The organism is Variovorax paradoxus (assembly GCF_024734665.1).
In the GTDB taxonomy this organism is placed as follows: Bacteria; Pseudomonadota; Gammaproteobacteria; order Burkholderiales; family Burkholderiaceae_C; genus Variovorax.
This window is the reverse complement of record NZ_CP102931.1, coordinates 6,845,704-6,867,624: the sequence shown is the minus strand read 5'-3', so window position 1 is coordinate 6,867,624 and position 21,921 is coordinate 6,845,704. Positions and strand designations below refer to the sequence as shown.

Annotated in this window: 21 protein-coding genes; 8 read left to right on the top strand and 13 right to left on the bottom strand. The window is 65.8% G+C overall.

Annotated features, from left to right (window positions below; genetic code table 11):
- The first annotated feature begins 5 nt into the window (after positions 1 to 5).
- The 4 genes from creD to NWF24_RS32110 all read left to right on the top strand — a co-directional run bounded on the left by creD (position 6) and on the right by NWF24_RS32110 (position 5,861).
- Positions 6 to 1,448: a cell envelope integrity protein CreD gene (creD, locus tag NWF24_RS32125; RefSeq protein WP_258352059.1), complete on the top strand. Its 1,443-nt coding sequence runs from the start codon at positions 6 to 8 to the stop codon at positions 1,446 to 1,448.
- Between the two features lie 95 nt (positions 1,449 to 1,543).
- Positions 1,544 to 2,737 (top strand): glycoside hydrolase family 3 N-terminal domain-containing protein, encoded by a 1,194-nt coding sequence (locus NWF24_RS32120; RefSeq protein ID WP_258355389.1) that lies wholly within the window; start codon positions 1,544 to 1,546, stop codon positions 2,735 to 2,737.
- A 24-nt stretch (positions 2,738 to 2,761) separates the two neighbouring features.
- A complete protein-coding gene (locus NWF24_RS32115) occupies positions 2,762 to 5,164 on the top strand; it encodes a penicillin-binding protein 1A (RefSeq protein WP_258352058.1) in 2,403 nt (800 codons plus the stop codon).
- Positions 5,165 to 5,249: 85 nt separating this feature from the next.
- Entirely contained in the window at positions 5,250 to 5,861 is a 612-nt protein-coding gene (locus NWF24_RS32110; RefSeq protein WP_258352057.1) for a hypothetical protein, read from the top strand.
- Here the strand turns inward: NWF24_RS32110 and creC are convergent.
- Together creC and creB are read right to left on the bottom strand one after the other, a co-directional pair.
- Positions 5,855 to 7,294 carry a two-component system sensor histidine kinase CreC gene (gene creC, locus NWF24_RS32105; protein ID WP_258352056.1) on the bottom strand — a complete coding sequence of 480 codons (1,440 nt, stop codon included), beginning with the start codon at positions 7,292 to 7,294 and terminating at the stop codon, positions 5,855 to 5,857. The two genes, NWF24_RS32110 and creC, sit on opposite strands and share 7 nt — an antisense overlap.
- Entirely contained in the window at positions 7,291 to 8,085 is a 795-nt protein-coding gene (creB, locus tag NWF24_RS32100; protein ID WP_258352055.1) for a two-component system response regulator CreB, read from the bottom strand. The genes creC and creB overlap by 4 nt, the downstream gene beginning before the upstream one ends.
- Before the next feature lie 564 nt (positions 8,086 to 8,649).
- Here creB and NWF24_RS32095 point away from each other — a divergent pair.
- Positions 8,650 to 9,594: a YcjF family protein gene (locus tag NWF24_RS32095; protein WP_258352054.1), complete on the top strand. Its 945-nt coding sequence runs from the start codon at positions 8,650 to 8,652 to the stop codon at positions 9,592 to 9,594.
- A gap of 1 nt (position 9,595) precedes the next feature.
- Here NWF24_RS32095 and cueR read toward each other — a convergent pair whose 3' ends face one another.
- Both cueR and NWF24_RS32085 read right to left on the bottom strand, forming a co-directional pair.
- Entirely contained in the window at positions 9,596 to 10,000 is a 405-nt protein-coding gene (gene cueR, locus NWF24_RS32090) for a Cu(I)-responsive transcriptional regulator (protein WP_258352053.1), read from the bottom strand.
- Complete coding sequence (locus NWF24_RS32085; protein ID WP_007833622.1) at positions 9,997 to 10,191, bottom strand: heavy-metal-associated domain-containing protein; 195 nt, start codon at positions 10,189 to 10,191, stop codon at positions 9,997 to 9,999. The genes cueR and NWF24_RS32085 overlap by 4 nt, the downstream gene beginning before the upstream one ends.
- Positions 10,192 to 10,331: 140 nt before the next feature.
- Here NWF24_RS32085 and NWF24_RS32080 point away from each other — a divergent pair, with 140 nt between their 5' ends.
- A complete protein-coding gene (locus NWF24_RS32080) occupies positions 10,332 to 12,578 on the top strand; it encodes a heavy metal translocating P-type ATPase (RefSeq protein ID WP_258352052.1) in 2,247 nt (748 codons plus the stop codon).
- Between the two features lie 7 nt (positions 12,579 to 12,585).
- Here NWF24_RS32080 and NWF24_RS32075 read toward each other — a convergent pair whose 3' ends face one another.
- The 5 genes from NWF24_RS32075 to NWF24_RS32055 are packed head-to-tail and all read right to left on the bottom strand — an operon-like array spanning position 12,586 to position 16,767.
- Positions 12,586 to 13,068 (bottom strand): GNAT family N-acetyltransferase, encoded by a 483-nt coding sequence (locus NWF24_RS32075; RefSeq protein WP_258352051.1) that lies wholly within the window; start codon positions 13,066 to 13,068, stop codon positions 12,586 to 12,588.
- Positions 13,069 to 13,119: 51 nt separating this feature from the next.
- Positions 13,120 to 14,247, bottom strand: a complete 1,128-nt coding sequence (locus NWF24_RS32070) for a sterol desaturase family protein (RefSeq protein ID WP_258352050.1) — start codon at positions 14,245 to 14,247, stop codon at positions 13,120 to 13,122.
- 41 nt (positions 14,248 to 14,288) lie between these two features.
- Positions 14,289 to 15,566 carry a beta-ketoacyl-[acyl-carrier-protein] synthase family protein gene (locus tag NWF24_RS32065; protein WP_258352049.1) on the bottom strand — a complete coding sequence of 426 codons (1,278 nt, stop codon included), beginning with the start codon at positions 15,564 to 15,566 and terminating at the stop codon, positions 14,289 to 14,291.
- A complete protein-coding gene (locus NWF24_RS32060) occupies positions 15,563 to 15,862 on the bottom strand; it encodes an acyl carrier protein (RefSeq protein ID WP_093057120.1) in 300 nt (99 codons plus the stop codon). Before NWF24_RS32060 ends, NWF24_RS32065 begins: the two co-directional genes overlap by 4 nt.
- Before the next feature lie 44 nt (positions 15,863 to 15,906).
- Positions 15,907 to 16,767, bottom strand: coding sequence for an alpha/beta hydrolase (locus NWF24_RS32055; RefSeq protein WP_258352048.1), 861 nt, complete (start codon positions 16,765 to 16,767; stop codon positions 15,907 to 15,909).
- Between the two features lie 137 nt (positions 16,768 to 16,904).
- On the opposite strand from NWF24_RS32055, the gene NWF24_RS32050 reads away from it, so the two are divergent.
- Together NWF24_RS32050 and NWF24_RS32045 are read left to right on the top strand one after the other, a co-directional pair.
- Positions 16,905 to 17,594 carry a response regulator transcription factor gene (locus NWF24_RS32050; protein WP_258352047.1) on the top strand — a complete coding sequence of 230 codons (690 nt, stop codon included), beginning with the start codon at positions 16,905 to 16,907 and terminating at the stop codon, positions 17,592 to 17,594.
- 7 nt (positions 17,595 to 17,601) lie between these two features.
- Entirely contained in the window at positions 17,602 to 19,008 is a 1,407-nt protein-coding gene (locus NWF24_RS32045) for a sensor histidine kinase (protein WP_258352046.1), read from the top strand.
- Here the strand turns inward: NWF24_RS32045 and gloA2 are convergent.
- The 4 genes from gloA2 to NWF24_RS32025 all read right to left on the bottom strand — a co-directional run bounded on the left by gloA2 (position 19,005) and on the right by NWF24_RS32025 (position 21,866).
- Positions 19,005 to 19,766, bottom strand: a complete 762-nt coding sequence (gene gloA2 / locus NWF24_RS32040) for an SMU1112c/YaeR family gloxylase I-like metalloprotein (protein ID WP_258352045.1) — start codon at positions 19,764 to 19,766, stop codon at positions 19,005 to 19,007. The genes NWF24_RS32045 and gloA2 overlap by 4 nt on opposite strands.
- Positions 19,763 to 20,218, bottom strand: a complete 456-nt coding sequence (locus tag NWF24_RS32035; protein WP_258352044.1) for a GNAT family N-acetyltransferase — start codon at positions 20,216 to 20,218, stop codon at positions 19,763 to 19,765. Before NWF24_RS32035 ends, gloA2 begins: the two co-directional genes overlap by 4 nt.
- Positions 20,215 to 20,700, bottom strand: coding sequence for a RidA family protein (locus tag NWF24_RS32030; protein ID WP_258352043.1), 486 nt, complete (start codon positions 20,698 to 20,700; stop codon positions 20,215 to 20,217). The genes NWF24_RS32035 and NWF24_RS32030 overlap by 4 nt, the downstream gene beginning before the upstream one ends.
- 62 nt (positions 20,701 to 20,762) lie before the next feature.
- The gene (locus tag NWF24_RS32025) at positions 20,763 to 21,866 is read right to left on the bottom strand and encodes an alkene reductase (protein ID WP_258352042.1); all 1,104 of its coding nucleotides are present in this window, start codon (positions 21,864 to 21,866) and stop codon (positions 20,763 to 20,765) included.
- Positions 21,867 to 21,921 lie beyond the last annotated feature (55 nt).

Sequence of the window (21,921 nt, the reverse complement as noted above, 5' to 3'; positions counted from 1 at the left end):
AAACCATGCTTCAGTTGTTGAAGGCCCTTCAGAGTTCGGTGCTGGCCAAGGTCGCCGGCCTGTTCTTCCTGCTGTTGCTCCTGTGCATTCCGCTGGGCGAGATCGACTCGATCAACCGCGCCCGCGGCGAGAGCCAGCGCGAAGCGGCCGACGAGCTCGCCGCCACCTACGCGGGCCGCCAGACGATGGTCGGGCCGCTGCTGTTGGTGCCGTATGTGGAGCGCTGGATGGAGCCGCTGCGCGACGCGCAGGGCAAAGTGATCGGCCAGGAGCCGCGCAGCAAGGAAATGGCCCACGTGGTGTTTCCTGAGAAGCTGCACATCGAAGGCACGATGGCGCCGCAGGAGCGCTACCGCGGCATCTTCAAGATTCCGTTCTACACGCTCAACGCCACGCTCACTGGCGGCTTCACGGCCTTCGACCCGAAGGCCGTGCCGCACAGCGAGTCCGACTCGAGCATCGAATTCAAGGCGCCCTTCATCGCCTTCAACGTGAGCGACCTGCGCGGCCTCGACGGCTCGCCCGCGATGACGATGAGCGGCGAGGCACTGCGCTTCAAGCAGCGCGTGCCGGGCCTGGCCGACGGTGCATGGTTTGCAGACGGCATCCACGCGCCGCTCACCGGCGCAGCGCTCAATGCATGGCAGGCCAACACGCCGGTCGCGTTCGAAATGAAGCTCGGCCTGGTCGGGCAGGACACGCTCTCCGTCGCGCCCATCGCCGAGGAAACGACCGCGCACCTGACCTCGCCCTGGGCACACCCCAGCTTCGGCGGCCGCTTTCTCGCGGCCGAGCGCAGCGTGACGCCGCAGGGCTTCGACGCGCACTGGCGCGTGTCTTCGCTCGTGACTTCGGCGCGCGAGCAGGTTCGCGCGGGTCTCTCAGGTCGCAGCAACGCCGCTGAAGCAGCTACCACCCAGGCACGTCAGAACACGGGCTCGCTGCAGACCTTCGACGTGTCGCTCGCGCAGCCCATCAACGTCTATTCGATGAGCACGCGCGCCGGCAAGTACGGCGCGCTGTTCATCGGGCTGGTGCTGATGGCCGCCTTCATGTTCGAACTGTTCCGCAAGCTGCGCCTGCATCCGATCCAGTACGGCCTGGTCGGCCTGTCGATCGCGCTGTTCTTCCTGCTGCTGCTTGCGCTGTCGGAGAAGTTCGCGTTCTGGATGGCGTATGCGGGCGCTGCCACGGCGAGCGTTGCGCTGCTGGCCGTGTACTTCAGCGCGGTGCTGGGAGGCTGGCGGCGCGGCCTGTCCTTCGGCGCCTTCGCGGCGCTGCTCTATGGCGCGCTCTACGGCCTGCTGGCTTCCGAGAGCAACGCACTGCTGCTCGGCGCGCTGCTGATCTTCGGCATGCTGGCCACGCTGATGCTGGTGACGCGCAAGGTCGACTGGTATGCGCTCTCACGACGCGTGGAACCGGCACCGGAAGCGCAGGCGGCATGAGACTGCTGCGGGTCATCGCGAGTGCATCGGGCTGGCTGACCCTGGCCACGCTGTGGTTCTGGGCCTGGCACCTGAAGGACCCGCACTTGCGCTTCATGCGGGCGTGGGAACTGCCCTTGCTGTTGGCGATACTGGTGGCCAGCATCACCATCGCCTGGAGGTTTGCACGGGGCAACTTGCGCCCGGTCGCTCTGGGCCTGGCATTCGCGGCCTTGCTGACTGCCCTGTGCAATGAGGCGGCCTCGCACCAGCACCGGGCCGAAGTGAATGCATCGGAGGGCCCGCTTGCCCAGACACTGGGCGCGCATTTCATCGTCGGGTATGACGATGCAAAAAACCTGCGCGAGCTGGCCCGAAAGGGCCTGATCGGCGGAATCTTCGTAACCGGCCGCAATGTAAAGGGCCGCACGGCCGCTGAACTGCGCAATGAGATCGAAGGCCTGCAAGCATTGCGCCGCGAAGCTGGCCTGCCATCGCTGATCGTCGCAACCGACCAGGAAGGCGGCTCGGTCTCGCGCCTCTCGCCGCTGGTCGAACGCCAGCCCTCACTCGCCTCGCTGCTCGACGCCGACGTGCTCGACAACGAACTCGCGCAACGCGCCCGTGCCTACGGTGCGCAACAGGGCAGGGCGCTCGCCGCTTTAGGCATCACGCTCAATTTCAGCCCGGTGGTCGACCTGCGCCCCGGCCGCGCACCGGGCCGCTGGGACTTTCACACCCGCATCGACGAACGCGCGATCTCGGCCGACCCCGCCATCACTGCGCAGGTGGCGCTCGCTTACGAGCTGGGCCTTGAATCCGCAGGCGTTCGCGGCACGCTGAAGCATTTTCCCGGCCTGGGCGGTGTAGCCGAGGACACCCATCATTTCGCCGCCGAACTGCGCACGCCGGTCGCCCAGCTCGCGGCGCACGACTGGAAGCCGTTTCAAGACGTGTCGAAACATTCGGATGCCGCGATCATGCTGGGCCATGTCATCCTTGTAGAGTTCGACGCCGAATATCCGGTCTCTTTCTCGCGCAAAATCGTGCAGCGGGTAATTCGAGGCGAATGGGGCTACCAGGGCCTGCTCGTCACCGACGATCTCACGATGGGCGCAGCCTACAACCGCGGTCTTTGCGATGCCACCGTTCGCGCCCTTGGCGCCGGCGTGGACCTGTTGCTGATCGCCTTCGACCACGACAAGTATTTCGATGCCATGCATTGCGCGCAGCAGGCAGCGCGGCAGGGCACGCTCGACCTGCCGATGCTGGAACGCAGTGGCGCGCCGCGGCTCCAATCCTTTCGCTAGCAGACAAGCAAGCAGCCAACTCTTATGTTCAAACGCTCAAGCTCCAAACCTTCCGACGACGGCAACGCGGCGTCCAACGAACCCCGCGCGCCGTGGAAGCGCATTGCCGGCTGGGGCGCCATCGCGGTCGGCTCCGGCGCGCTCGTGGTGCTGGTCGCAGCCATCGTCGCGGTGGTCGCCATCTATCCGAAGCTGCCCGATGTGTCGGAGCTCTCCGACTACCGCCCCAAGCTGCCGCTGCGCGTGTACTCGACAGAAGGCCAGCTGATCGGCGAGTTCGGTGAAGAGCGCCGCAACCTTACGCCTTTCGCCAACATTCCGAAGGTCATGAAAGACGCGGTACTGGCTGTGGAAGACGCGCGCTTCTACGACCACGGCGGCGTGGACTACAAGGGCTTCCTGCGTGCCGCGGTGGCCAGCCTGAAGGGCGGCCGCAAGCAGGGCGCGTCGACCATCACGATGCAGGTTGCACGCAACGTGTACCTGAGTTCGGAGCGGACGATGAGTCGCAAGACCTACGAGATCCTGCTGGCGCTGCGGCTCGAACGGCAACTCACCAAGGACCAGATCCTCGAGATCTACCTGAACCAGATCTACCTGGGCAATCGCGCCTACGGCTTTGCGGCCGCCGCCGAAACCTATTTCGGCAAGCCGCTGCAGAACGTCACCATCGCCGAAGCCGCAATGCTGGCCGGCCTGCCGAAGGCGCCCGGCGCCAACAACCCCGTGGCCAACCCGCGCCGCGCGCGGGCGCGCCAGCTCTACGTGATCGACCGCATGCAGGAAACCGGCTTCATCACCGCCGACCAGGCTGCAGAAGCCAAGAAGGAAGAACTGCACCTGCGCGACGCCGCCGATCCGAACCGGCTGCATGCCGAGTACGTGGCCGAGACGGTGCGCCAGATGATGTACGCGCAGTACGGCGACAGCATCTACACCAGCGGCATGAAGGTCTACACCTCGCTCGTGGCGGCCGACCAGGCAGCGGCCTACAGGTCGCTGCGCAAGGGCATCATGGACTACGAGCGGCGCCAGCCCTACCGCGGCCCCGAGAGGTTCGTCGACCTGCCGACCGAGCAGAAGGAAATCGACGAAGCCGTGGACGACGCACTGGCCGAACACCCTGACAACGGCGACGTGGTCGCGGCCGTGGTGCTCGACGCGAACGCGAAGGAAATCAGCGCCGTGCGCGCGAACGGTGAAACCATCCAGATCACGGGCGACGGCCTGAAACCCGCGCAGTCGGGCCTCGCTGCGAAGGCACCGCCGAACATCAAGATCCGCCGCGGCGCGGTCATCCGCGTGGCCAAGACGCCGAAGAACACCTGGGAAATCACGCAGCTGCCTGAGGTGGAAGGCGCTTTCATCGGCATGGACCCGCGCAGCGGCGCCATCAAGGCACTGGTCGGCGGTTTCGATTTCGGCAAGAACAAGTTCAATCACGTGACGCAGGCCTGGCGCCAGCCGGGATCGAGCTTCAAGCCCTTCATTTACTCGGCAGCACTCGAAAAAGGTTTCACGCCCGCAACCGTGGTGAACGACGCGCCGCTGTACTTCGATGCCAGCGCCAACGGCGGCCAGCCTTGGGAGCCGAAGAACTTCGAAGGCACCTACGAAGGCCCGATGCCGCTGCGCACCGCGCTGATGAAGTCGAAGAACCTCGTCACGCTGCGCGTGCTGGAGTCGATCGGCGCGCCCTATGCGCAAGACTGGATCACCAAGTTCGGCTTCGACAAGGACAAGCACCCAGCGAATCTGCCCATGGGCCTGGGCGCCGGCTCGGTCACGCCGATGCAGATGGCGGTGGGCTATTCGGTGTTCGCCAACGGCGGCTACCGCGTCAATCCGTACCTGGTCACGCGTGTCACCGACATGAGGGACAAGGTCATCATGGAAACCGAGCCGCCGGTGCTCGACGAAGCGCGCCGCGCCATTCCGCAGCGCAACGCCTTCATCATGGATTCGCTGCTGCAGAGCGTGGTGAAGAACGGCACCGGCTTCAAGGCACATCAGGCTCTGAAGCGCGACGACCTCTACGGCAAGACCGGCACCACCAACGATTCCTTCGACACATGGTTCGCGGGCTTCCAGCCGACCATGGTCGGCATCGCGTGGATCGGCTACGACACGCCGCGCCAGCTCGGCGTACGCGGTGAAACCGGCGGCAGCCTGAGCCTGCCGATCTGGATTGGCTACATGCAGACCGCGCTGCAGGGCGTGCCCGTGACGCAACCGGCGGAACCGCCTGGCGTGGTGAACGTCGACGGCGAGTGGTACTTCGACGACTTCACGCCGGGCCACAACGTGGCGAGCCTGGGTCTGGAAAGCGAAGCGCCGCCGCCGCCGGCCGAAGAACTCACGGGTGCGCCCATCGGAGCGCCGCCGGTGCCGGAAGAACGCAACAGGATTCTCGATTTCTTCCGGTAAGTCGCAGAGCTGAAAAGCGAAGGCGGGTCGCGGTGCCTACACTCGGTGCTGCTTCCCGCCTTCTCTTTTTCTTCTCCACGCATCCATGGAAATTCTTACTCTGGTGGCTCTCTTTGCCGCCGGCTTCTACATCCTCAAGTCCAGGGAACAGCGCATGCGCATCGCGCTGCTGGCCAGCCACCTCGGGCGCTACCAGATCGAGAGGCTGATGGAGAGCCTCACCTCCGGCTACATGCGCTGCCTCGGCGAAGACGACGCCGAGCGCCGCCAGCAGATCTGGCACCTGCTCGACGCCACCGAAGAAAAGCTCTCTGCCCAGTTCGACAGCTTCGCCGCCGAGTTCTCGCGCATGCCCGAACCCGCCACGCGCGTGAGCAAGCTGCCGGTGGCCATTCCGCTGTTCACGCAGTTTTTTCCGGCCTCGACCTTCGACGTGCGCCAGGCCCTGCTCATCCATGCACGCGGCGTTGCCGGCGTGATGCGCAACGAAGCCGGACGCACGCCTAAATCGAAAGCCTTCACCATGTCGGCCGAGCTGTTCCTGATGCAGCACACCTGCCACTGGTATTGCCGCTCGAAGACGGTGGCGTCGGCTCGCATGATCGGGCAGCACCAGACGCAGTATTTGCAGGCGCTCGGGGCTGTGAGTCCGGAAACTCGCAGCGCCTATTGCGCGCTGATCGGCCGCCCTCAGTGATGTGACAGCAACGGCAGCGTAAGCGTCGCCACGGCGCCACCGCGCGACGCGTTGCCCAGATCGATCCGGCCGCGGTGCAATGCCGCGATCTCCTTCACGAACGCCAGCCCCAGCCCCGTGCTCTTCTTCTGGCTGTGGGGCCTGGCGAGCGAATAGAACTTCTCGAAGACTTTTTCCTGCGCGTACTCCGGAATGCCCGGGCCGTGGTCGCGCACGCTCACGCGGGCCAGCTTCGAGGTCGTTTCCAGCGTGAGCAGAACTTCGCTGTCGCGCGGTGAAAAATCGATGGCGTTGTCGAGCAGGTTGCTGATGGCGCGGCGCAGCAGGAACGGGTCGCCTTCGGTGCGGGCATCGTCGCGAATGTTCACGAGCAGCTTGATGTTGCGCTTGGCTGCCGCAGGTTGTGCGCTGGCAGCGATGTCCTCGATCAGCAAAGCCAGCGCCACCGGTTCTGTGCGGTCCAGCGTGCGCCGCGTCTCGAGCGCGGTGAGCTCCATCATGCGGTCGACGATTTCCTGGATGCGCTGTGTCTCGCGTTCGATGTTCTTCAGGAAACGCTCGCGCTCGGCATGCGGCATCGACGGCTCCTGCAGCAGCTCGGCCGCGCCGCGAATGGCGGAGAGCGGGCTTTTCACTTCGTGCGTGAAGGTCTGCACATAGTCGGCCACGTAATTGCGGCCGGTGAGGGCATCGCGCATTTCGCTGAAGCCGGTGCGCACACCGTCGACCGCGCGGCGTGCCATGCGCACCAGGCTCAGGCTGTGCTGCGCGCGTACCCAGGTCCAGTAGTCGCGGATCAGGCCGAAGGGCCGCACCAGCCAGATCGAGACGATGAGCGTGAGCAGCAGCAGCGCGAGTGCCGAGCCGACGCCCACCCAGATGGTGCGCACGCGGGCGTCTTCCACGAACTGGCCGAAGCTCTGCACCGGCTTGCCCACGCTGACCATGCCGACGATCTCGTTGTTCCAGCGGATCGGCGCGCCCACATACATGACCGAAGTGCGCGGATCGCCGTCGACATCGCGCGAGGTGCGCGCGCCGTACAAGCCAGCCAGCGTGCGGCTCACGTCGGCCCACTGCGAATAGTCGGCGCCCAGGTGCCTGCCGAGCGAGTCGAACATCACGCGGCCATTGCGGTCGGTGACGTACACGCGCAGTTCGACGCGGCTCTTGTGCAGGTTGTAGATCTGCGCCGAGAACTCGCGTGCGTAGACGGTGCGAAAGAGAGGCTCGAGCCGCGCCGTGTTGATGGCACCGGCGATCACGTCCTGCTCGACCAGGCTGGCCACGAGCTGAGAAGTTTCGACCAGCGATTCTTCGGCCGACTCGCGGTAGCGCGGGTCGATGTCGGAAACGACGCGGTACAGCAGGAAGGCGATGCCCGCCGTGTAGATCAGCAGGATGCCGATGAAGATCCGCGTGCGCCGGGTCACGACGCCTTGGCGGGCAGTTCTTCGTTCAGTGCGTAGCCGGTGCCGCGCAGCGTGCGGATCGGCTCGACCTCGGGCGCGATCGCCTTGAGCTTGGCGCGCAGGGTCTTGATGTGCGCGTCGACCGTCCGGTCGAAGCTGTCGCTGGAATCGTCCCAGACCAGTTCGAGCAATTCGTCGCGCGTGAAGACGCGGCCGGGCCGTTGCACCAGCAGTCTCAGCAGGCCGTATTCGTAACGGGAGAGTTCCAGCAGGCGTCCGTAATAACGGATTTGCATGCGCTCGTTATCGAGCGAAAAGGGCATTGCAGGTGCCTGTGGGCTCGCTGGAGGCGTCTGGGCCGGGATTTGATGGGGTATCCCATGGTTTGGAGCTGCACCCGTCGTGGGGGCTCCTGAGCCGTTTCGGGCGCTGCGCCGCAGGATGGTCCGTACGCGAGCGACGAGTTCACGCGGCGAAAACGGCTTGGCGATGTAGTCGTCCGCGCCCAGTTCGAGGCCCACCACGCGGTCTATTTCGTCGCTGCGGGCCGTCAGGAACACCATGGGCACCTCCGGGCCGCCCATCGACTGGTTCAGCGCCTGTAGGCGCTTGAAGAGCTCGAAACCGTTGAGATCGGGCAATCCGATGTCCAGGATGGCCAGCGCCGGCGGTTCCTGCGCGAACTGGGCGATGGCTTCTTCGGCCGTGGCGCACCAGACCGGGATGAATCCGTCGCTCTTGAGGACGTACTGCAGCGTGTCTGCGATGCCCGATTCGTCTTCGGCAATCAGGATCCGGGGTTTGAAGCTCATCCACGAATGTTACCGAGGGGAGTGGACCGGGAGGACCGGTTTTGTTCAAAGGCGCCGTCGACCGGCGCGGCCGTTCGCGGCTTTTTTTTCGCGCGCAGCTTTCCCTTTCCCTGTCTTCTTATTCTTCTTATTCAAATTAGTAGTAGTAGATAAGGGTTGCCCTCTTCTGTGGACATGCCGCTTTTTTCGTTATGTGACAAGCACTTGTCATGGCTCTGTCACTGTGCGCAGCTGCGCTTCCGGTTTGTATCCGCCACATGAACAACATTGGGTAACCGATCCGGCCTGTGGATAAGCCATGGCTTGTTCAAAAACTGTCCCCAGAGTTGTGCTTTGACTCCTTCCGGAAAATCTGCGAAAGGGGGTTTTTCCCCGGAGAAATTCATTGCTGAAAATTTGGGCGATCTGTAGATTTTCCTTTCAGATCAATGACTTGCAACGCCACTACACAGAAGTGCCAACGTTATCCACAGAGTTACTCAAGGTTTGTGGGGAGAAGCTCGCCGGAACCTTCCGGCCCGTTCAGCGACCGAACCAGATCATTCATATTGCGAAATGTTGAACATGACACCTTCAGAAACAAAGTCGATCGTGACCCTGAGCCTGCTGGCTGCCTTTGTAGATGGCGAAAAACACGAGCGCGAACGCGCCGAGATCAAGCGGATTGCCGAGGGCCTGTCGCAGGCCGACGGCCTGAACCTGCCGACGCTCTACCAGGACGTGCTGATGAAGCGCGTGTCGCTGGCCTCGGTGGCCGGGGAGCTCAAAGGCAGCGAAGCCAGGCAGCTTGCCTACGAGATGGCGGTGTGCGTGTGCGATGCGGACGGCACGCAGTCGGAGGCGGAGCGCATGTTCCTGGCGGATGTGCGCACGTCGCTGAGGCTGGATGCTTCGGCTGCCGCGTTTTCGCAGCAGGCCGAGGAAATTGCGGCGGTGCCTGTTGCTGCCACTGCTGGCACCGCGGTCGCGGCTCCCTCGGCACCGAACACTCCTGACACTGCGGAGCTCGACAAGTCGATCCTCAACGCCGCCATCCTCAACGGCGCGCTGGAGCTGCTGCCCGAGACGCTTTCGACCATGGCGATCATTCCGCTGCAGATGAAGCTGGTCTACCGCATCGGCCAGTCGTACGGCTACCAGCTCGACAGCGGCCACATCAAGGATTTCCTGGCCACGGTCGGCGTGGGCCTGACTTCGCAGTACCTGGAGCAGGCGGGGCGCAAGCTGCTCGGCGGCCTGCTGGGCAAGGTTGGCGGTGGCCTGTTGCGTGGGTTGGGCAACCAGGCCGTGAGCTCGGGGATGAGCTTTGCTTCGACCTACGCGCTGGGCCATGTGGCCAAGCGCTACTACGCCGGCGGCCGCACGCTCTCGACGCAGATGCTGAAGGACGCGTTCTCGGGCGTGGTGAAGGAAGGGCAGAGCCTGCAGACGCAGTATCTGCCGGCCATTCAGGAGAAGGCCCGCACGCTGGATGCAGGCAAGGTGCTGTCGCTGGTGCGGGGCGCCTGATCTAGACCTTGCTCAGGTCGTCGAGGATGGGGCAGTCCGGCCTCGAATCGCCGTGGCAGCAATGAACCAGGTGGGCCAGCGTATTGCGCATGGATTGCATGTCGGCAATGCGCTGCTCCAGTTCACCAAGATGCTTTTCGGCGATGCGCTTCACGCTCGAGCTCGCGCGCCGACGGTTGTTCCACAGCCCGACCAGTTCCGCGATTTCTTCCATCGAGAAACCCAGGTCGCGCGAGCGCTTGATGAAGCGCAGCGTGTGGATATCGGCCTCACCATATTGGCGGTAGCCGCTTTCGGTGCGCGCCACCGCCGGCAGCAGCCCCAGTCCTTCGTAGTGGCGGACCATGCGGGCCGACACGCCGGAGCGCTGCGCCGCTTCGCCGATGGCGACAGGGCCCGTCGTCATTGAACCGCGTAGCCCGCGTTCTCGATCGCGGCCACGATGTCCTTGCGCGGCTGTTCGCTCAGCACGTCGACATGGCCCGTTTCCAGATCGACCGTGACCTGCGCTTCGGGATCCACCGTTTGCACCGCGTTCTGTACTGCGCTCACGCAGTGGCCGCAGCTCATGCCCGTGACCTGGAATTTCTGGCTCATCGTGGTAGCTCCTTGAAAGTGATTGAAGTAACTGAACAGAGGGCACAAGTTTGAACCCTCTCACGATGTCAATGTCCAGCGCAGGGGCACTGAATTTCTCCGCTTGACCTTGCCATCGTGTGAGGCTTTAGCCTTGGCACATGGAAAAAGTTCTGCAGCACCAAACTCCCGGCACCACCACGCTCGACCTCTCGGTCGGCGGCATGACTTGCGCCTCATGCGTGATGCGTGTCGAGCGTGCGCTTAAAAACGTGCCGGGCGTGCAAGACGTGAGTGTGAATCTCGCGACCGAATCGGCCCGTGTGGTGACAGGCGGCAGCGAAGACATGGACGCCCTGCTGCGCCGAGCCGTGCGTGCGGCGGGGTACGAGCCGCGCGCAGCGAGCACCGCGGCCGACGAAGCAGCGCTGTCGCCGTGGCACGGCTTTGGCCCGGTCGCTGTCGGCCTGGCGCTGTCGATCCCCTTGCTGGCACCGATGCTCGGCGATCCTTTCGGACAAGACTGGATGCTGCCGCCATGGCTGCAACTGCTGCTCGCGACGCCGGTGCAGTTCTGGCTGGGCGCGCGCTTCTATCGCGCGGGCTGGCATGCGGCAAAGGCGCGCACCGGCAACATGGATTTGCTGGTGGCGCTCGGAACCAGCGCAGCCTTCGGCCTGTCGCTCTGGCTCTGGTGGCGTGCGGCCACCGGCGAGCATGCGGGCCACGGTGCGATGCCGCACCTGTACTTCGAGGCTTCGGCGGTGGTGATCACGCTGGTGCTGCTCGGCAAGTGGCTGGAGGCGCGCGCCAAGCGCCAGGCCACGTCGGCGATCCGTGCGTTGCAGCAGTTGCGGCCTGAAGTGGCTCACCTGGTCGGCGCACGCGGCAAGGAAAGCGATGTGCCGCTGGCCGAGGTAATGGTGGGCGACCGCCTCGCGGTGCGCCCTGGCGAACGCGTGCCAGCCGATGCACGCGTGATCGAAGGGCAATCCGAAGTCGATGAATCGATGCTCACTGGCGAGCCGCTGCCCGTGGCCAAGGGACCGGACGATGCATTGACCGGCGGAGCAGTGAACGGCGACGGCCGCATGGTCATCGAGGTGAGCGCGGTCGGTGCCGAGAGCGTGCTCGCGCGCATCATCCGGCTGGTCGAAGATGCACAAGCAGCGAAGGCGCCGATCCAGCGGCTGGTGGACAAGGTTGCGGCCGTGTTCGTGCCGGTGGTGCTGGTGATCGCGCTTGTCACACTGGCCGGATGGCTGGTTGTGGGCGCGGGCATCGAGACTTCGCTGATCCACGCTGTGGCAGTGCTCGTCATTGCCTGCCCGTGTGCGCTGGGCCTCGCAACGCCGGTCGCGGTGATGGCTGGCACGGGCGTGGCGGCGCGTCACGGCATTCTTATCAAGGATGCGCGCGCGTTGGAAATCGCGCACCGCGTCGACACCGTTGCATTCGACAAGACAGGCACTCTGACGGTCGGCCGACCGGTGCTCACTGCACTGGTGCCCGTCGCGGGCACCGATGCCAGTGAAGATCAATTGCTGGCGACGGCCGCCAGCCTGCAGAGCGGCAGCGAGCATCCGCTGGCCAAGGCAGTGCTGGCCGCTGCGGTGCAGCGCAACGTGCAGGTGCCTGCGCTGGGTGTGATGCAGGCGTGGCCAGGTCGCGGTGTGCGTGGTGAGGTCAGCGGCGTGCACTGGGCCATCGCCAGCCTGCGCTGGTGCCGTGAACTCGACGCGATGCCCGACGACGCTGCGGAAGTCGAGCGTTTGCAGTCTCAAGGTGCCACGGTGTCCGCGTTGTTGCGCTTCGACGAAGCCGGCGCCGCGCACGTGCATGCATTGTTCGCTTTCGCCGACGAGCCCAAGCCGCAAGCCGCAGAAGCCATCCGCACACTGCGTGCACGTGGCCTGCGCGTGGTGATGATCTCGGGCGACAACCTGCGTGCAGCGCAAGCCATGGCGGCGCGGCTGGGCATCGCCGCCGAAGACGTGCGCGCCGATGTGCTGCCGGCCGACAAGGCGGCGCAGGTCGCTGCATTGAGGAAGAACGGGCACGTCGTGGCGATGGTCGGCGACGGCGCAAACGATGCACCCGCGCTGGCCGCGGCCGACGTGGGCATCGCGATGGCGCCTTCGGGTGGCGGCACCGACGTGGCGATGGAAGCGGCCGGCATCACGCTGATGCGCGGCGATCTCGCGCTGGTGGCGCAGGCCTTCGAGCTCTCTGCGCGCACGGTCGCGAAGATCCGGCAGAACCTGTTCTGGGCCTTTGCCTACAACGTGGCCGGCATTCCGCTCGCGGCCTTCGGTCTGTTGAGCCCCGTGGTGGCTGGTGCCGCCATGGCGCTGTCTAGCGTGAGCGTGATGGCGAATGCGCTGCTGCTGCGGCGCTGGAAGCCCTGATGCCTTCTCAGTCGAACAGCAGCGCCATCACGTATTCGTCGACGTAGTTCTCTTCGCCGGCCCGCTTGTAGTACTTGCGCAGCGTGCCTTCGCGCTCGAAGCCCAGCTTCTCGTAGAAGCGCAGCGCGGGCGCGTTGTCGCTTTCGGCGAAGAGCTCGATGCGCTTGACACCAGCAGTCTTCAGTGTGTCGATGGCCTCGCTGACCATGGCGAGCGCAATGCCCTGGCCATGGAATGCAGGATCGACAGCGAGCGTACCGAGGCCGGCCACATGATGAATGCGGCCCGGATAGCGCGTGGCGCGGTAGAAGCCTGCGATGCGTCCTTCGCGTTCGTAGACGTAGAAGCACCGGGTGTCGAGCAGTGCCTGGTAGACGGCGCGGAAGTCTTCGATCGGCATCGGGTCGTAGCCGAGGAAGCGCACGACCTTCTCGTGCATGTAGAGGGCGAAGACGGTGTCGATGTCTTCAGGTGTGGCCAGCCTGTGCATGATCGAATGTTCCCGGTGCGAAGAGAGCGCCGAGCATACATAGCGAGGCCGTCAGGCGAGCAGTACCGCCGAAACTCCCAGCAAGGCTAGCTGTGCGCACCAGGCCCATCGCAGTCGAAGCTGCGAGTCGAGCACGGCGCCAATGGACCAGAAGCCGCCGACGGCAAGTGCAAGCAAACCCAGACCCGTCTGGAACGCGAGATCGTCGGCGCGCCACAGAAAGGCCAGCGTCACGCCGACCCAGCACGCGAAGTGAATCGAGGCCGAAGCCACCTGCGGGTGCGTCAGCACCGGATCGTGAATGTGCATCGCTTCTTCCAGCGAAAAGGGTGCGTCGGGAAATCGCTGTGCCACGTCGGCCGGCCGCCAGCCGGGCGGCTTGAACCACACGGCGATCTTGTCTTGCCAGCGTCGCGTGTGCCAGGCGTCTCGCAGCAGTGGCACATAGGGACCGAGGATCGCGCGCATCGGGTCGAAGCTCGCGAGCGCCTTGCGCGTGCCGTAGACACAGCGTTCTTTCTCTTCGGCAAATGTGCCGAACATCCGGTCCCACACCACGAGCATGCCGCCGTAGTTGCGGTCCACGTAGCCGTCGTTCACTGCGTGATGCACGCGATGGTTCGAGGGTGACGAGAACACGCGGTCGAACCAGCCGAGCTTGCCGATGTGTTCGGTGTGGATCCAGAACTGGTAGACCAGCACGATCAGCCCTGCAAGGCCGAACTGTTCGGGAGGAACGCCCACCACCGCCATCGGCAGGTAGAAGGCCCAGCCCAGAAAGGCCACGGTGCTTTCCTGCCGCAGCGCGGTGGAAAAATTGAAGTGCTGGCTCTGGTGATGTACCGAGTGCGCGGCCCAGAACACGGCCGACTCATGACCCGCGCGATGCAGCCAGTAGTCGAAGAAGTCGAACAGCAGCACGGCAACGATCCAGCCCACAACGCTGTCCCAGAAGCTCGGCCGTGTCCAGATCGCGACCAGTGGATAGACCATTGCGTAGAGGCCGATCTGGAACAGTTGCGTGCACACCGAAAGCGCCTGGCTCAGCAGCCCCTGGCTCAGGCTGCCGAGCGTGTCGCTGAAGCGGTAGGTGTTGCGGCGCTTGAGCCAGCCCCACGCGAATTCGCACGCCATGAGCAGCGCGAACACGGGCACGACGAAAACAACCAGCCGATGCACCGCGTTCGTTTTTTCAGGAAGGGTTCAGCGAATCTTCAGCGTCAGGACGCTCGACCGGCCACGATGACCGCGTTGGTGCCGCCAAAGGCGAAGGAATTGGACAGCGCGTAGCGGATGCCCTTGGCCTCGCGTGCCTCGCCTTGCACGAAGTCGAGATCGAATGCGGCATCAGGCGTCTGCAGGTTGGCGATGGGCGGCAGCGTCTCGCGCGCCAGTGCGCGCAGCGCCGCGATGAGCTCGATCGCACCGCCGCCGCCGAGTACGTGGCCGTGGATGGCCTTGGTCGCGCTGACCGGCGTGCTGTTGCCGAACACCTCACGGATCGACGCGGCTTCGGCTGCATCACCGGCGGAGGTGGCCGTGCCGTGCGCGTTGATGTGGCCGACGTCGGAGGCTTCGATGCCCGCGTCGCGCAGTGCGGCGCGCATCGCGCGCACCTGGCCCGGGGCGTCGGGGTTGGTGATGTGCGTGCCGTCGCAGTTGGTGGCGTAGCCCGCGAGCACGAAGGGCGCGGCTTCGGCGCCGCGTGCGGCCGCATGCGCTTCCGATTCGAGCACCAGCGCGGCCGCGCCTTCGCCAATGGCAAAGCCCGCGCGGTCACCCGAGAACGGGCGGCAGGCGGAAGAGGGCGCATCGGCTGGCGGCGGAGCCATCACGCGCATCGCGTGCCAGCTGGCCATCACGCCGGGCGTGAGCATGGCGTCGTGGCCGCCGACGATGGCAACGTCGATCCAGCCGCCGCGAATGGCGCGCATCGCTTCGCCGATGGCCACGGCCGAGGAGGCGCAGGCACAGGCGTATGCAATGGCCGAACCGCGCGCGCCGAAATGCAGTGCGAGCTCGGCCACGGCGGCGTTGGGCATCACGGTAAGCACGGTCGTCGGGCGCATGCGGCGCTGTTCGCCATAGAGCGCACTGGTGGTGTTGTCGAAGGTGCCGGCGCCCGCGAGGCCGCTGCCCCAGAAGATGCCGAGGCGGTCGCGGTCGATGGTGTCGAGGTCGAGCCTGGCTTCGCCGGCCGCGTCCTGTGCGGCAGCCAGCGCCATGGCGGTGCCGCGGTCCAGCGGCAGGCGCGAGGTGCTGCGCACGCCGTTCGAATCGAAGTCACAGGCGGCAACGGCGAGCAGCATCGGGTCCATGCCCTTGATCTCCAGCGTCTGCGCGCGCACGGCCGAACGGCCCGCGAACAGCGCTTCGTCGAAGGCCTCGACAGTGCGGCCGATGGGCGTGACGAAACCGATGCCGCTCACGCGCACCGGCGCGGAGGCGGCGCGTGCGGCCGAAGCGGCGAGCGCGGCGTGGGCTGCACCGCTGCTCATGCGGTGGCTTCGGCGGGCTGGGCGGCGGCTGCGCTGCCGGCACTTTCCGTGTCGATCACTTCGCACAGGCGCTGCAGCGTGATGCCGGCTTCGCGCGGGTCGAGGCGGTCTTCGGGAATGCGCAGATGGAAGGCGTCTTCGACGGCGAAGACGAACTCCATCAGCGCGAGCGAGTCGAGGCCGAGGTCGGACAGCGCGGTGTCCGGCGAGATGGCCGAGCGCTCGACGCGGAAGTCGGTCTCCAGGATCGCGGCGATGCTGTTGAAGGTGGGCGAAGAAGCGTTGGAAGAAGACATGGAAATGCTTTCCTTTCGGGCGTGATCGAACGTTGTCGAAGGTGTCAGGCGTACAGCGGATGCTCGGGCATCGTGCCATGCGCCACGGCATCGACGAACGACACTGTTTCGCGCACAACCTGTTGACGATCGTTGTCGATTGTGATCATGTGGTAGCTGTTGGCGACCACCACAGTGCGGAAGGCGCGGCAGCGCAGGCCGCGCGCGAGGATGCCGAGGTTGGCTACGCTGGCCACTTCGTCCTGCTGGGCGTGCAGTGCGAGCACGTTGTCGCATCGCACACTGTTGAGGTTGCGGCGCACGTGGCGGATGAGCCGGTCGTGCTCGCGCAGATGGCCCACGCCGATGACGGAGCTGCCGGCGCGCGAGACCTTGCGGTGGCGCAGCTCGCGCTCGATCCAGGCGCGTACGCGTTCGTTCTTCACGCCGTAGGGTGGGCGTTCGCGGTATTGCCAGAGCCGGCCGAGCGGCGTGTAGAAGGCCAGCGGCAGCAGGAACTGCGTGCGCGGAATGGCCCAGCCGTCGAAGCGCAGCGTGGTCGACATGAGCACCAGCGCATCGACTTCGCTGCCGCAGCGGATGGCCGCGCCAAGGGCCAGCGAAGAACCGGCGGAAATGCCGACCAGCATCACGCGGTCGTGCTGCTGGCGCAGCGCCTTCACCTGCGCCTGGATCTCGTCGAGCCAGCGTTCGTACGGCGCCGCGCGTTGCAGCGGCGCATTGGCATCGAACGAATAACCCTCGATCGACAGCGGGTGCACCGAGTAGCCGCGGCTGCGCAGGGCGGACTGCACGGTCAGCAACTCGTCAGGCGTGCTGCATAAACCATGCAGCAGGACCACGGCGGTGCGTTGCACCTCCGGAGGCACCAGGCTCAAAAGATCGGAGGGTTCACGCGCGCTCATCGTGTGGCGTCGGCCATGAAAATGGCCCGTATTTCATCTTGCTGTCGTATGCTCATGTTGCGTTTATCGCTTGGAGCGACTGACCGGCCGCTGACCCGTCGTTCGCAAGGCAGATCACCCCCAACCACTCAATAACCATGCGAATTCTGCTTGTCGAAGATGACGCCGTTCTGCGCGATGTGATGGTGCGCAGCCTTGCGGATGCCGGCCATCGCGTCGACGTGTCGACCAACGTCGAAGATGCCGATCACCTGTGGCGCGTGCAGCCCTTCGATGCCGTGCTGCTCGACCTCAACCTGCCAGCCACCGCGAGCCCCACCAGTGGCCTCGCGAGTGGCCTCACCGCGCTGCGGCAGGCGCGTGCGCGCGGCGACCGCACTCCTGTGCTGGTGCTCACAGCACGCGGTCGCACCGAAGAGCGCATTGCCGGCCTCGATGCGGGCGCCGACGACTACCTCGGCAAGCCCTTCGACCTGGCCGAAGTCGAAGCGCGCCTGCGTGCACTGGTTCGCCGCGCCAAGGGCACCGAAGATATCGTGCTGCTGGGCCAGCTGAAGCTCGACCGCAAGGCACGCCGCTTCTCGACCGCGGGCGGTCCGCTCGACCTGCCGGCGCGCGAGTTCGAAGTGCTGTGGGAGCTCATGAGTCCGCCGGGCCGCACCGTGAGCAAGCGTGCGCTGTCCGACAAGCTGTCGAGCTTCGACGAATCGCTCGGCGACAACGCGCTCGAGGCCTTCATCTCCCGCCTGCGCAAGAAGCTGCAGGGCACGGGCGCGAGCATCCGCACGCTGCGCGGCATCGGCTACCTGCTCGAAGCCGAGGTGTGATCAGCGCGTGACCGAGCCGCAGCAACAGCCGACTGAAACGCAACCCGCGGCCGTCGTGCGCGCGCCGTCGCTCACACGGCGCGTGCTGCGCAACGTGCTGGTGCCGCTGGCGCTCACGTGGATGGTCGGCGCAGTCATTGCACTGGTCATTGCCAACTACTTCTCCGAGCAGGCCTTCGACCGCGGCATGCTCGACGATGCCTATGCGCTGTCGGCCAACGTACAGGCAGGTGAGCGCGGCATCGAGCTGCTGCTGACGCCGCGCGAAGTGGCCACCGTGCTCTTCGACCAGGTCGACAAGGTGTACTTCGCGGTGCAGCGGCTCGACGGCTCGCTGATTTCGGGGCAATCAGGCCTGCAGGCGCCGCTGCCGGTGGACGGCTCGCGCTACCGCTTTTCCGACATCCGCTACGAAGGCGGCACGCTGCGCGCGGTGGTGCTCGAACACGACGCCGAGCCCGACATCAGCATGCCCTACCGCGTGATCATTGCGCAGACCACGCTGAGCCGGACCGCACTGGTGCGGCAGCTGCTGGGCTATGCGCTGGCGCCGCAGATCGTGCTGCTGATCCTGCTTGCAGTCTGGCTCTGGTACGGCATTCGCAGCGACCTGCGCCCGCTCGCCGACCTTCAGCGCGCACTCGATAGGCGCGACGTGCGCGACCTCTCGCCGGTGGCGGTGGCGCAGACTTCGCGCGAGCTTCAGCGCCTGGGCAATGCGGTCAATTCACTGTTCGAGCGGCTGGGCAACAGCGTGCAGGCGCAGCGCGAGTTCGTGGGCAACGTGGCGCACGAGCTGCGCACGCCGCTGGCGGGCATTCGTGCGCTGGCCGAATACGGCCTTGCACAGCAGGACACGACGGTGTGGCGCGAGCAGCTCGAGCGCGTGTCGGAGCGACAGGCGCGCGCAAGCCACCTGATCGACCAGCTGCTGGCATTGGCACTGGCCGAGGAAGCGCGCACCGAGCTCAAGCGCGTGCCGGTGCGGCTCGACGTGCTGGCCGAGCAGACGGTGCTGCGGCACCTCGCGCGTGCCGATGCGCGCGGCGTCGACCTGGGCGCGCGTGGCCTCGATGACGGCGTGGTCGTGCATGCCAACGAGGCGCTGGTAGAAGGCATCCTTGACAACCTGATCGACAACGCGCTGCGCTATGGCGGGCGCACCATCACCGTCGAGCTCGCGGGCCGCACGCTGAGCGTGATCGACGACGGGCCCGGCATTCCGCTCGAAGCGCAACGCGCCCTGATGCAGCGCTGGGCGCAAGGGCCCGCGGGGGAGAAGCTCGGTCAGGGCTCGGGGCTGGGGCTGTCGATCGTGTCGCGCTATGCGGAGTTGCTGGGTGCCGAACTGCGGCTCGAAGCGGCCGAGCCCACCGGCCTGCGCGTCAGCGTGGCGTTCGGCGAGGCAATCTAGAGTGGCGTGCCCTGGTGAAAGGCCATGCGCCAGCGGCCGGCGCGGCGTTGCCACAGCGAGCTGCGCAGCGAGTCCGCGGCGGGGCGCTGCGCAATGGCTTCGCGGTGTGCGCGGTAGGTGACCAGCGCTACATCGGGTGCCATGCGCAGCACGCGAAAGTCCGACATCGTCCGCTGCGAAAACGCCTCATCGCGCAGCGCTTCGATGATGGCGGCCCGCGTCCACACCGTGCCCGAGACGCCCAGTTCATGGAAGTCGTCGTCGAGCAGTTCCTCGAGTCGTGCGGCGTTTGTGCGCACCTCGCGAAGATGCAATGCGCCTTCGAGCTTGAGCAGCAGCGCATCGAGATCGTCGTCGGGCACGGCCTCGTAGAGTTCGAGCGGAAGGCCGTCGGGATCGGCGAAGAAGGTGAAGCGCCGGCCCGTGAATTCGTCGGTGCGCAGCGGCTCGACGGCAATGCCCTGTGCTGCGAGCTCGTCGGCCGCGGCCTGCACGTCGGGCACCTCGAAAGACAGGTGCCGCAGCCCTTGGGCCTCGGGCCGCGTGAGACGTGGGGGTGCGTCGGGAAAGGAGAAGAGTTCGATCTGCGAGCCGTCTGGCAGTGCCAGGTCGAGCTTGTACGAATCACGCGCGGCACGGTAGTTTTCGGCGATCACGCGCAGGCCCAGCACCTCGGTGTAGAAGCGCTTGGACACTGTGTAGTCGGCGCAGATGATCGCGACGTGATGGATGCGGGCCAGCTGCATGGCGGTGCTCACTTCAATGGCTTGCGCAGGAAGATGCGAGTGCGTTCCGCGAAGGCGAGGCGCTTGTATTCGACATAGCCGATGCGTTCGTAGAGAGCGCGGTTCTCGGTCATCTTCTCGTTGGTGAAGAGGTAGATCGAGTCGTGGCCGTGTCGCAGTGCTTCCTGCTCGGCGAGTTCGAGCAGTGCGCGACCCACGCCGGTGCCCTGGTGCTGCGGCAGCACTGCGATCACATCGATCAGGAAGCCTTCGTCGGTGACGTCGAGCACCAGTGCGGCGATGGTCTCGCCATGCTGCGCGGCGACCCAGACCTGCGCATTGGCGATGGCCGCGCTGTAGTCTTTGGTCATCGGAATCGGCGTGAGGCCCAGGCGCGGAATGTAGTGGCGGAAGGCCTCGACGGCGCAGGTGGCGACGGATGTTGCGTCACTCTCGGTGGCGCGCCTGATGGTCCACGTCGTCATGCGTCGAATTCCACTTCGCCTTCGATTTCGACCGGGATGTTGAACGGCAACTCTGCCATGCCCACGGCGCTGCGCGAATGCGCGCCGATGTCGGGTCCGAAGAGTTCGAGGATCAGGTCCGAGAAGCCGTTGATGACGGCCGGCTGTTTGTCGAAGCCGGGCGCCGAAGCGACCATGCCGAACACGCGCGTCCAGGCCGTGATGCGGTCGAGATCGCCGAGCGCGCGCTGCAGGCTGCCGAGCATCGCCAGTGCCGTGAGGCGGGCCGCTGCATAGCCTTGCTCGACGGTCACCTCGCGGCCCAGCTTGCCGAGTGGTGCGGCGATGGTGCCATCGGCATTGAGCGGGCCATGACCCGAGATCAATGCGCGGCGGCCGACGATGCGCACGAACTGGAAGGGCAGCACGACGCCCGGCGGCGGCGTCACTGTCGGTGGAAGAACGAGGCCGAGCGCGGCCAGTCGTTGCTCGATGCGGGCCATGGCATTTCTCTCCTGGGGCGGACACAAAGCGTCCGCCGCATCTTGCCATGGCCTTCTCCGGATTACGCCAGTGCGGGGTAGTCGGTGTAGCCCTTCGCGCCGCCGCCGTACATGGTGGCCTTGTCGAGCTCGTTGAGCGGTGCGTTCTCGCGCAGGCGGCGCACGAGGTCGGGGTTCGAGATGAAGGGCTTGCCGAAGGCCACGAGGTCGTCGCCTTCCTTCAGCGCTTCTTCGGCCAGCGGGCGGTCGTAGCCATTGTTGACCATCCATGCACCCTTGCCGCCGGCTTCGCGGTAGGCGGCCTTCAGCGCTTCGTAGTCGAAGGGCCGGTCTTCGATCTCGCGCGGGCCACCGGTGGCGCCTTCGATGATGTGGATGTAGGCGAGGTTGAGCGTGGCGAGCTGCTTCACCACGTAGGTGAACAGCGGCTGCGGGTTGCTGTCGTGCACGTCGTTGGCCGGCGTCACGGGTGACAGGCGGATGCCGGTCTTGCCGCCGCCGACGGCATCGACCACGGCGCGCGCGGATTCGAGCAGCAGGCGGGCGCGGTTCTCGATGCTGCCGCCGTAGTCGTCGGTGCGCTTGTTGCTGCCATCCTTCAGGAACTGGTCGAGCAGGTAGCCGTTGGCGCCGTGCAGTTCCACGCCGTCGAAGCCTGCAGTTTCGACAGCGCTGCGGGCGGCCACCGCGTAGGCGTGCACGATGCCGGGCAGTTCACCAGCGTCGAGCGCGCGCGGCTCGGAGGTTTCGACGAAGGTCGGCACGCCGTCCTTGATGAGCACGGTCTTGGTCTTGGCGGTGATGGCCGAGGGGGCGACGGGCTTGCCGCCACCGGGTTGCAGTTCGGTGTGCGAGACGCGGCCCACGTGCCACAGCTGCACGACGATCTTGCCGCCCTTGGCATGCACGGCGTCGGTCACGCGCTTCCAGGCGTCGAGCTGCTCGGTGCCGTAGAGGCCGGGCACGTCGGCATAGCCCTGGCCCTGGTGGCTGATGGCGGTGGCCTCGGTGATCAGCAGGCCGGCACTGGCGCGCTGGGCGTAGTAGGTGGCGGCGATGTCGGGCGGGATCGCGTTCGGCGAACGGTTGCGCGTGAGCGGCGCCATCACGATGCGGTTGGCGAGCTTCAGGTCGCCGGCCTGTACGGGGTCGAAAAGGGTGGACATCGTGCGATCGAAAGCAGAGTTGAAAGAGGCGCAAGGCTAAGCGCCCGGCCTCAAC

Excerpts from the sequence above, each read along its gene's own strand:
- creD (WP_258352059.1), top strand. The coding sequence starts at position 6 with ATGCTTCAGTTGTTGAAGGCCCTTCAGAGTTCGGTGCTGGCCAAGGTC.
- NWF24_RS32120 (WP_258355389.1), top strand. The coding sequence starts at position 1,544 with ATGCGGGCGTGGGAACTGCCCTTGCTGTTGGCGATACTGGTGGCCAGC.
- NWF24_RS32115 (WP_258352058.1), top strand. The coding sequence starts at position 2,762 with ATGTTCAAACGCTCAAGCTCCAAACCTTCCGACGACGGCAACGCGGCG.
- NWF24_RS32110 (WP_258352057.1), top strand. The coding sequence starts at position 5,250 with ATGGAAATTCTTACTCTGGTGGCTCTCTTTGCCGCCGGCTTCTACATC.
- creB (WP_258352055.1), bottom strand. The coding sequence starts at position 8,085 with ATGAGCTTCAAACCCCGGATCCTGATTGCCGAAGACGAATCGGGCATC.
- NWF24_RS32095 (WP_258352054.1), top strand. The coding sequence starts at position 8,650 with ATGACACCTTCAGAAACAAAGTCGATCGTGACCCTGAGCCTGCTGGCT.
- cueR (WP_258352053.1), bottom strand. The coding sequence starts at position 10,000 with ATGACGACGGGCCCTGTCGCCATCGGCGAAGCGGCGCAGCGCTCCGGC.
- NWF24_RS32085 (WP_007833622.1), bottom strand. The coding sequence starts at position 10,191 with ATGAGCCAGAAATTCCAGGTCACGGGCATGAGCTGCGGCCACTGCGTG.
- NWF24_RS32080 (WP_258352052.1), top strand. The coding sequence starts at position 10,332 with ATGGAAAAAGTTCTGCAGCACCAAACTCCCGGCACCACCACGCTCGAC.
- NWF24_RS32075 (WP_258352051.1), bottom strand. The coding sequence starts at position 13,068 with ATGCACAGGCTGGCCACACCTGAAGACATCGACACCGTCTTCGCCCTC.
- NWF24_RS32065 (WP_258352049.1), bottom strand. The coding sequence starts at position 15,566 with ATGAGCAGCGGTGCAGCCCACGCCGCGCTCGCCGCTTCGGCCGCACGC.
- NWF24_RS32060 (WP_093057120.1), bottom strand. The coding sequence starts at position 15,862 with ATGTCTTCTTCCAACGCTTCTTCGCCCACCTTCAACAGCATCGCCGCG.
- NWF24_RS32055 (WP_258352048.1), bottom strand. The coding sequence starts at position 16,767 with ATGAGCGCGCGTGAACCCTCCGATCTTTTGAGCCTGGTGCCTCCGGAG.
- NWF24_RS32050 (WP_258352047.1), top strand. The coding sequence starts at position 16,905 with ATGCGAATTCTGCTTGTCGAAGATGACGCCGTTCTGCGCGATGTGATG.
- NWF24_RS32035 (WP_258352044.1), bottom strand. The coding sequence starts at position 20,218 with ATGACGACGTGGACCATCAGGCGCGCCACCGAGAGTGACGCAACATCC.
- NWF24_RS32030 (WP_258352043.1), bottom strand. The coding sequence starts at position 20,700 with ATGGCCCGCATCGAGCAACGACTGGCCGCGCTCGGCCTCGTTCTTCCA.
- NWF24_RS32025 (WP_258352042.1), bottom strand. The coding sequence starts at position 21,866 with ATGTCCACCCTTTTCGACCCCGTACAGGCCGGCGACCTGAAGCTCGCC.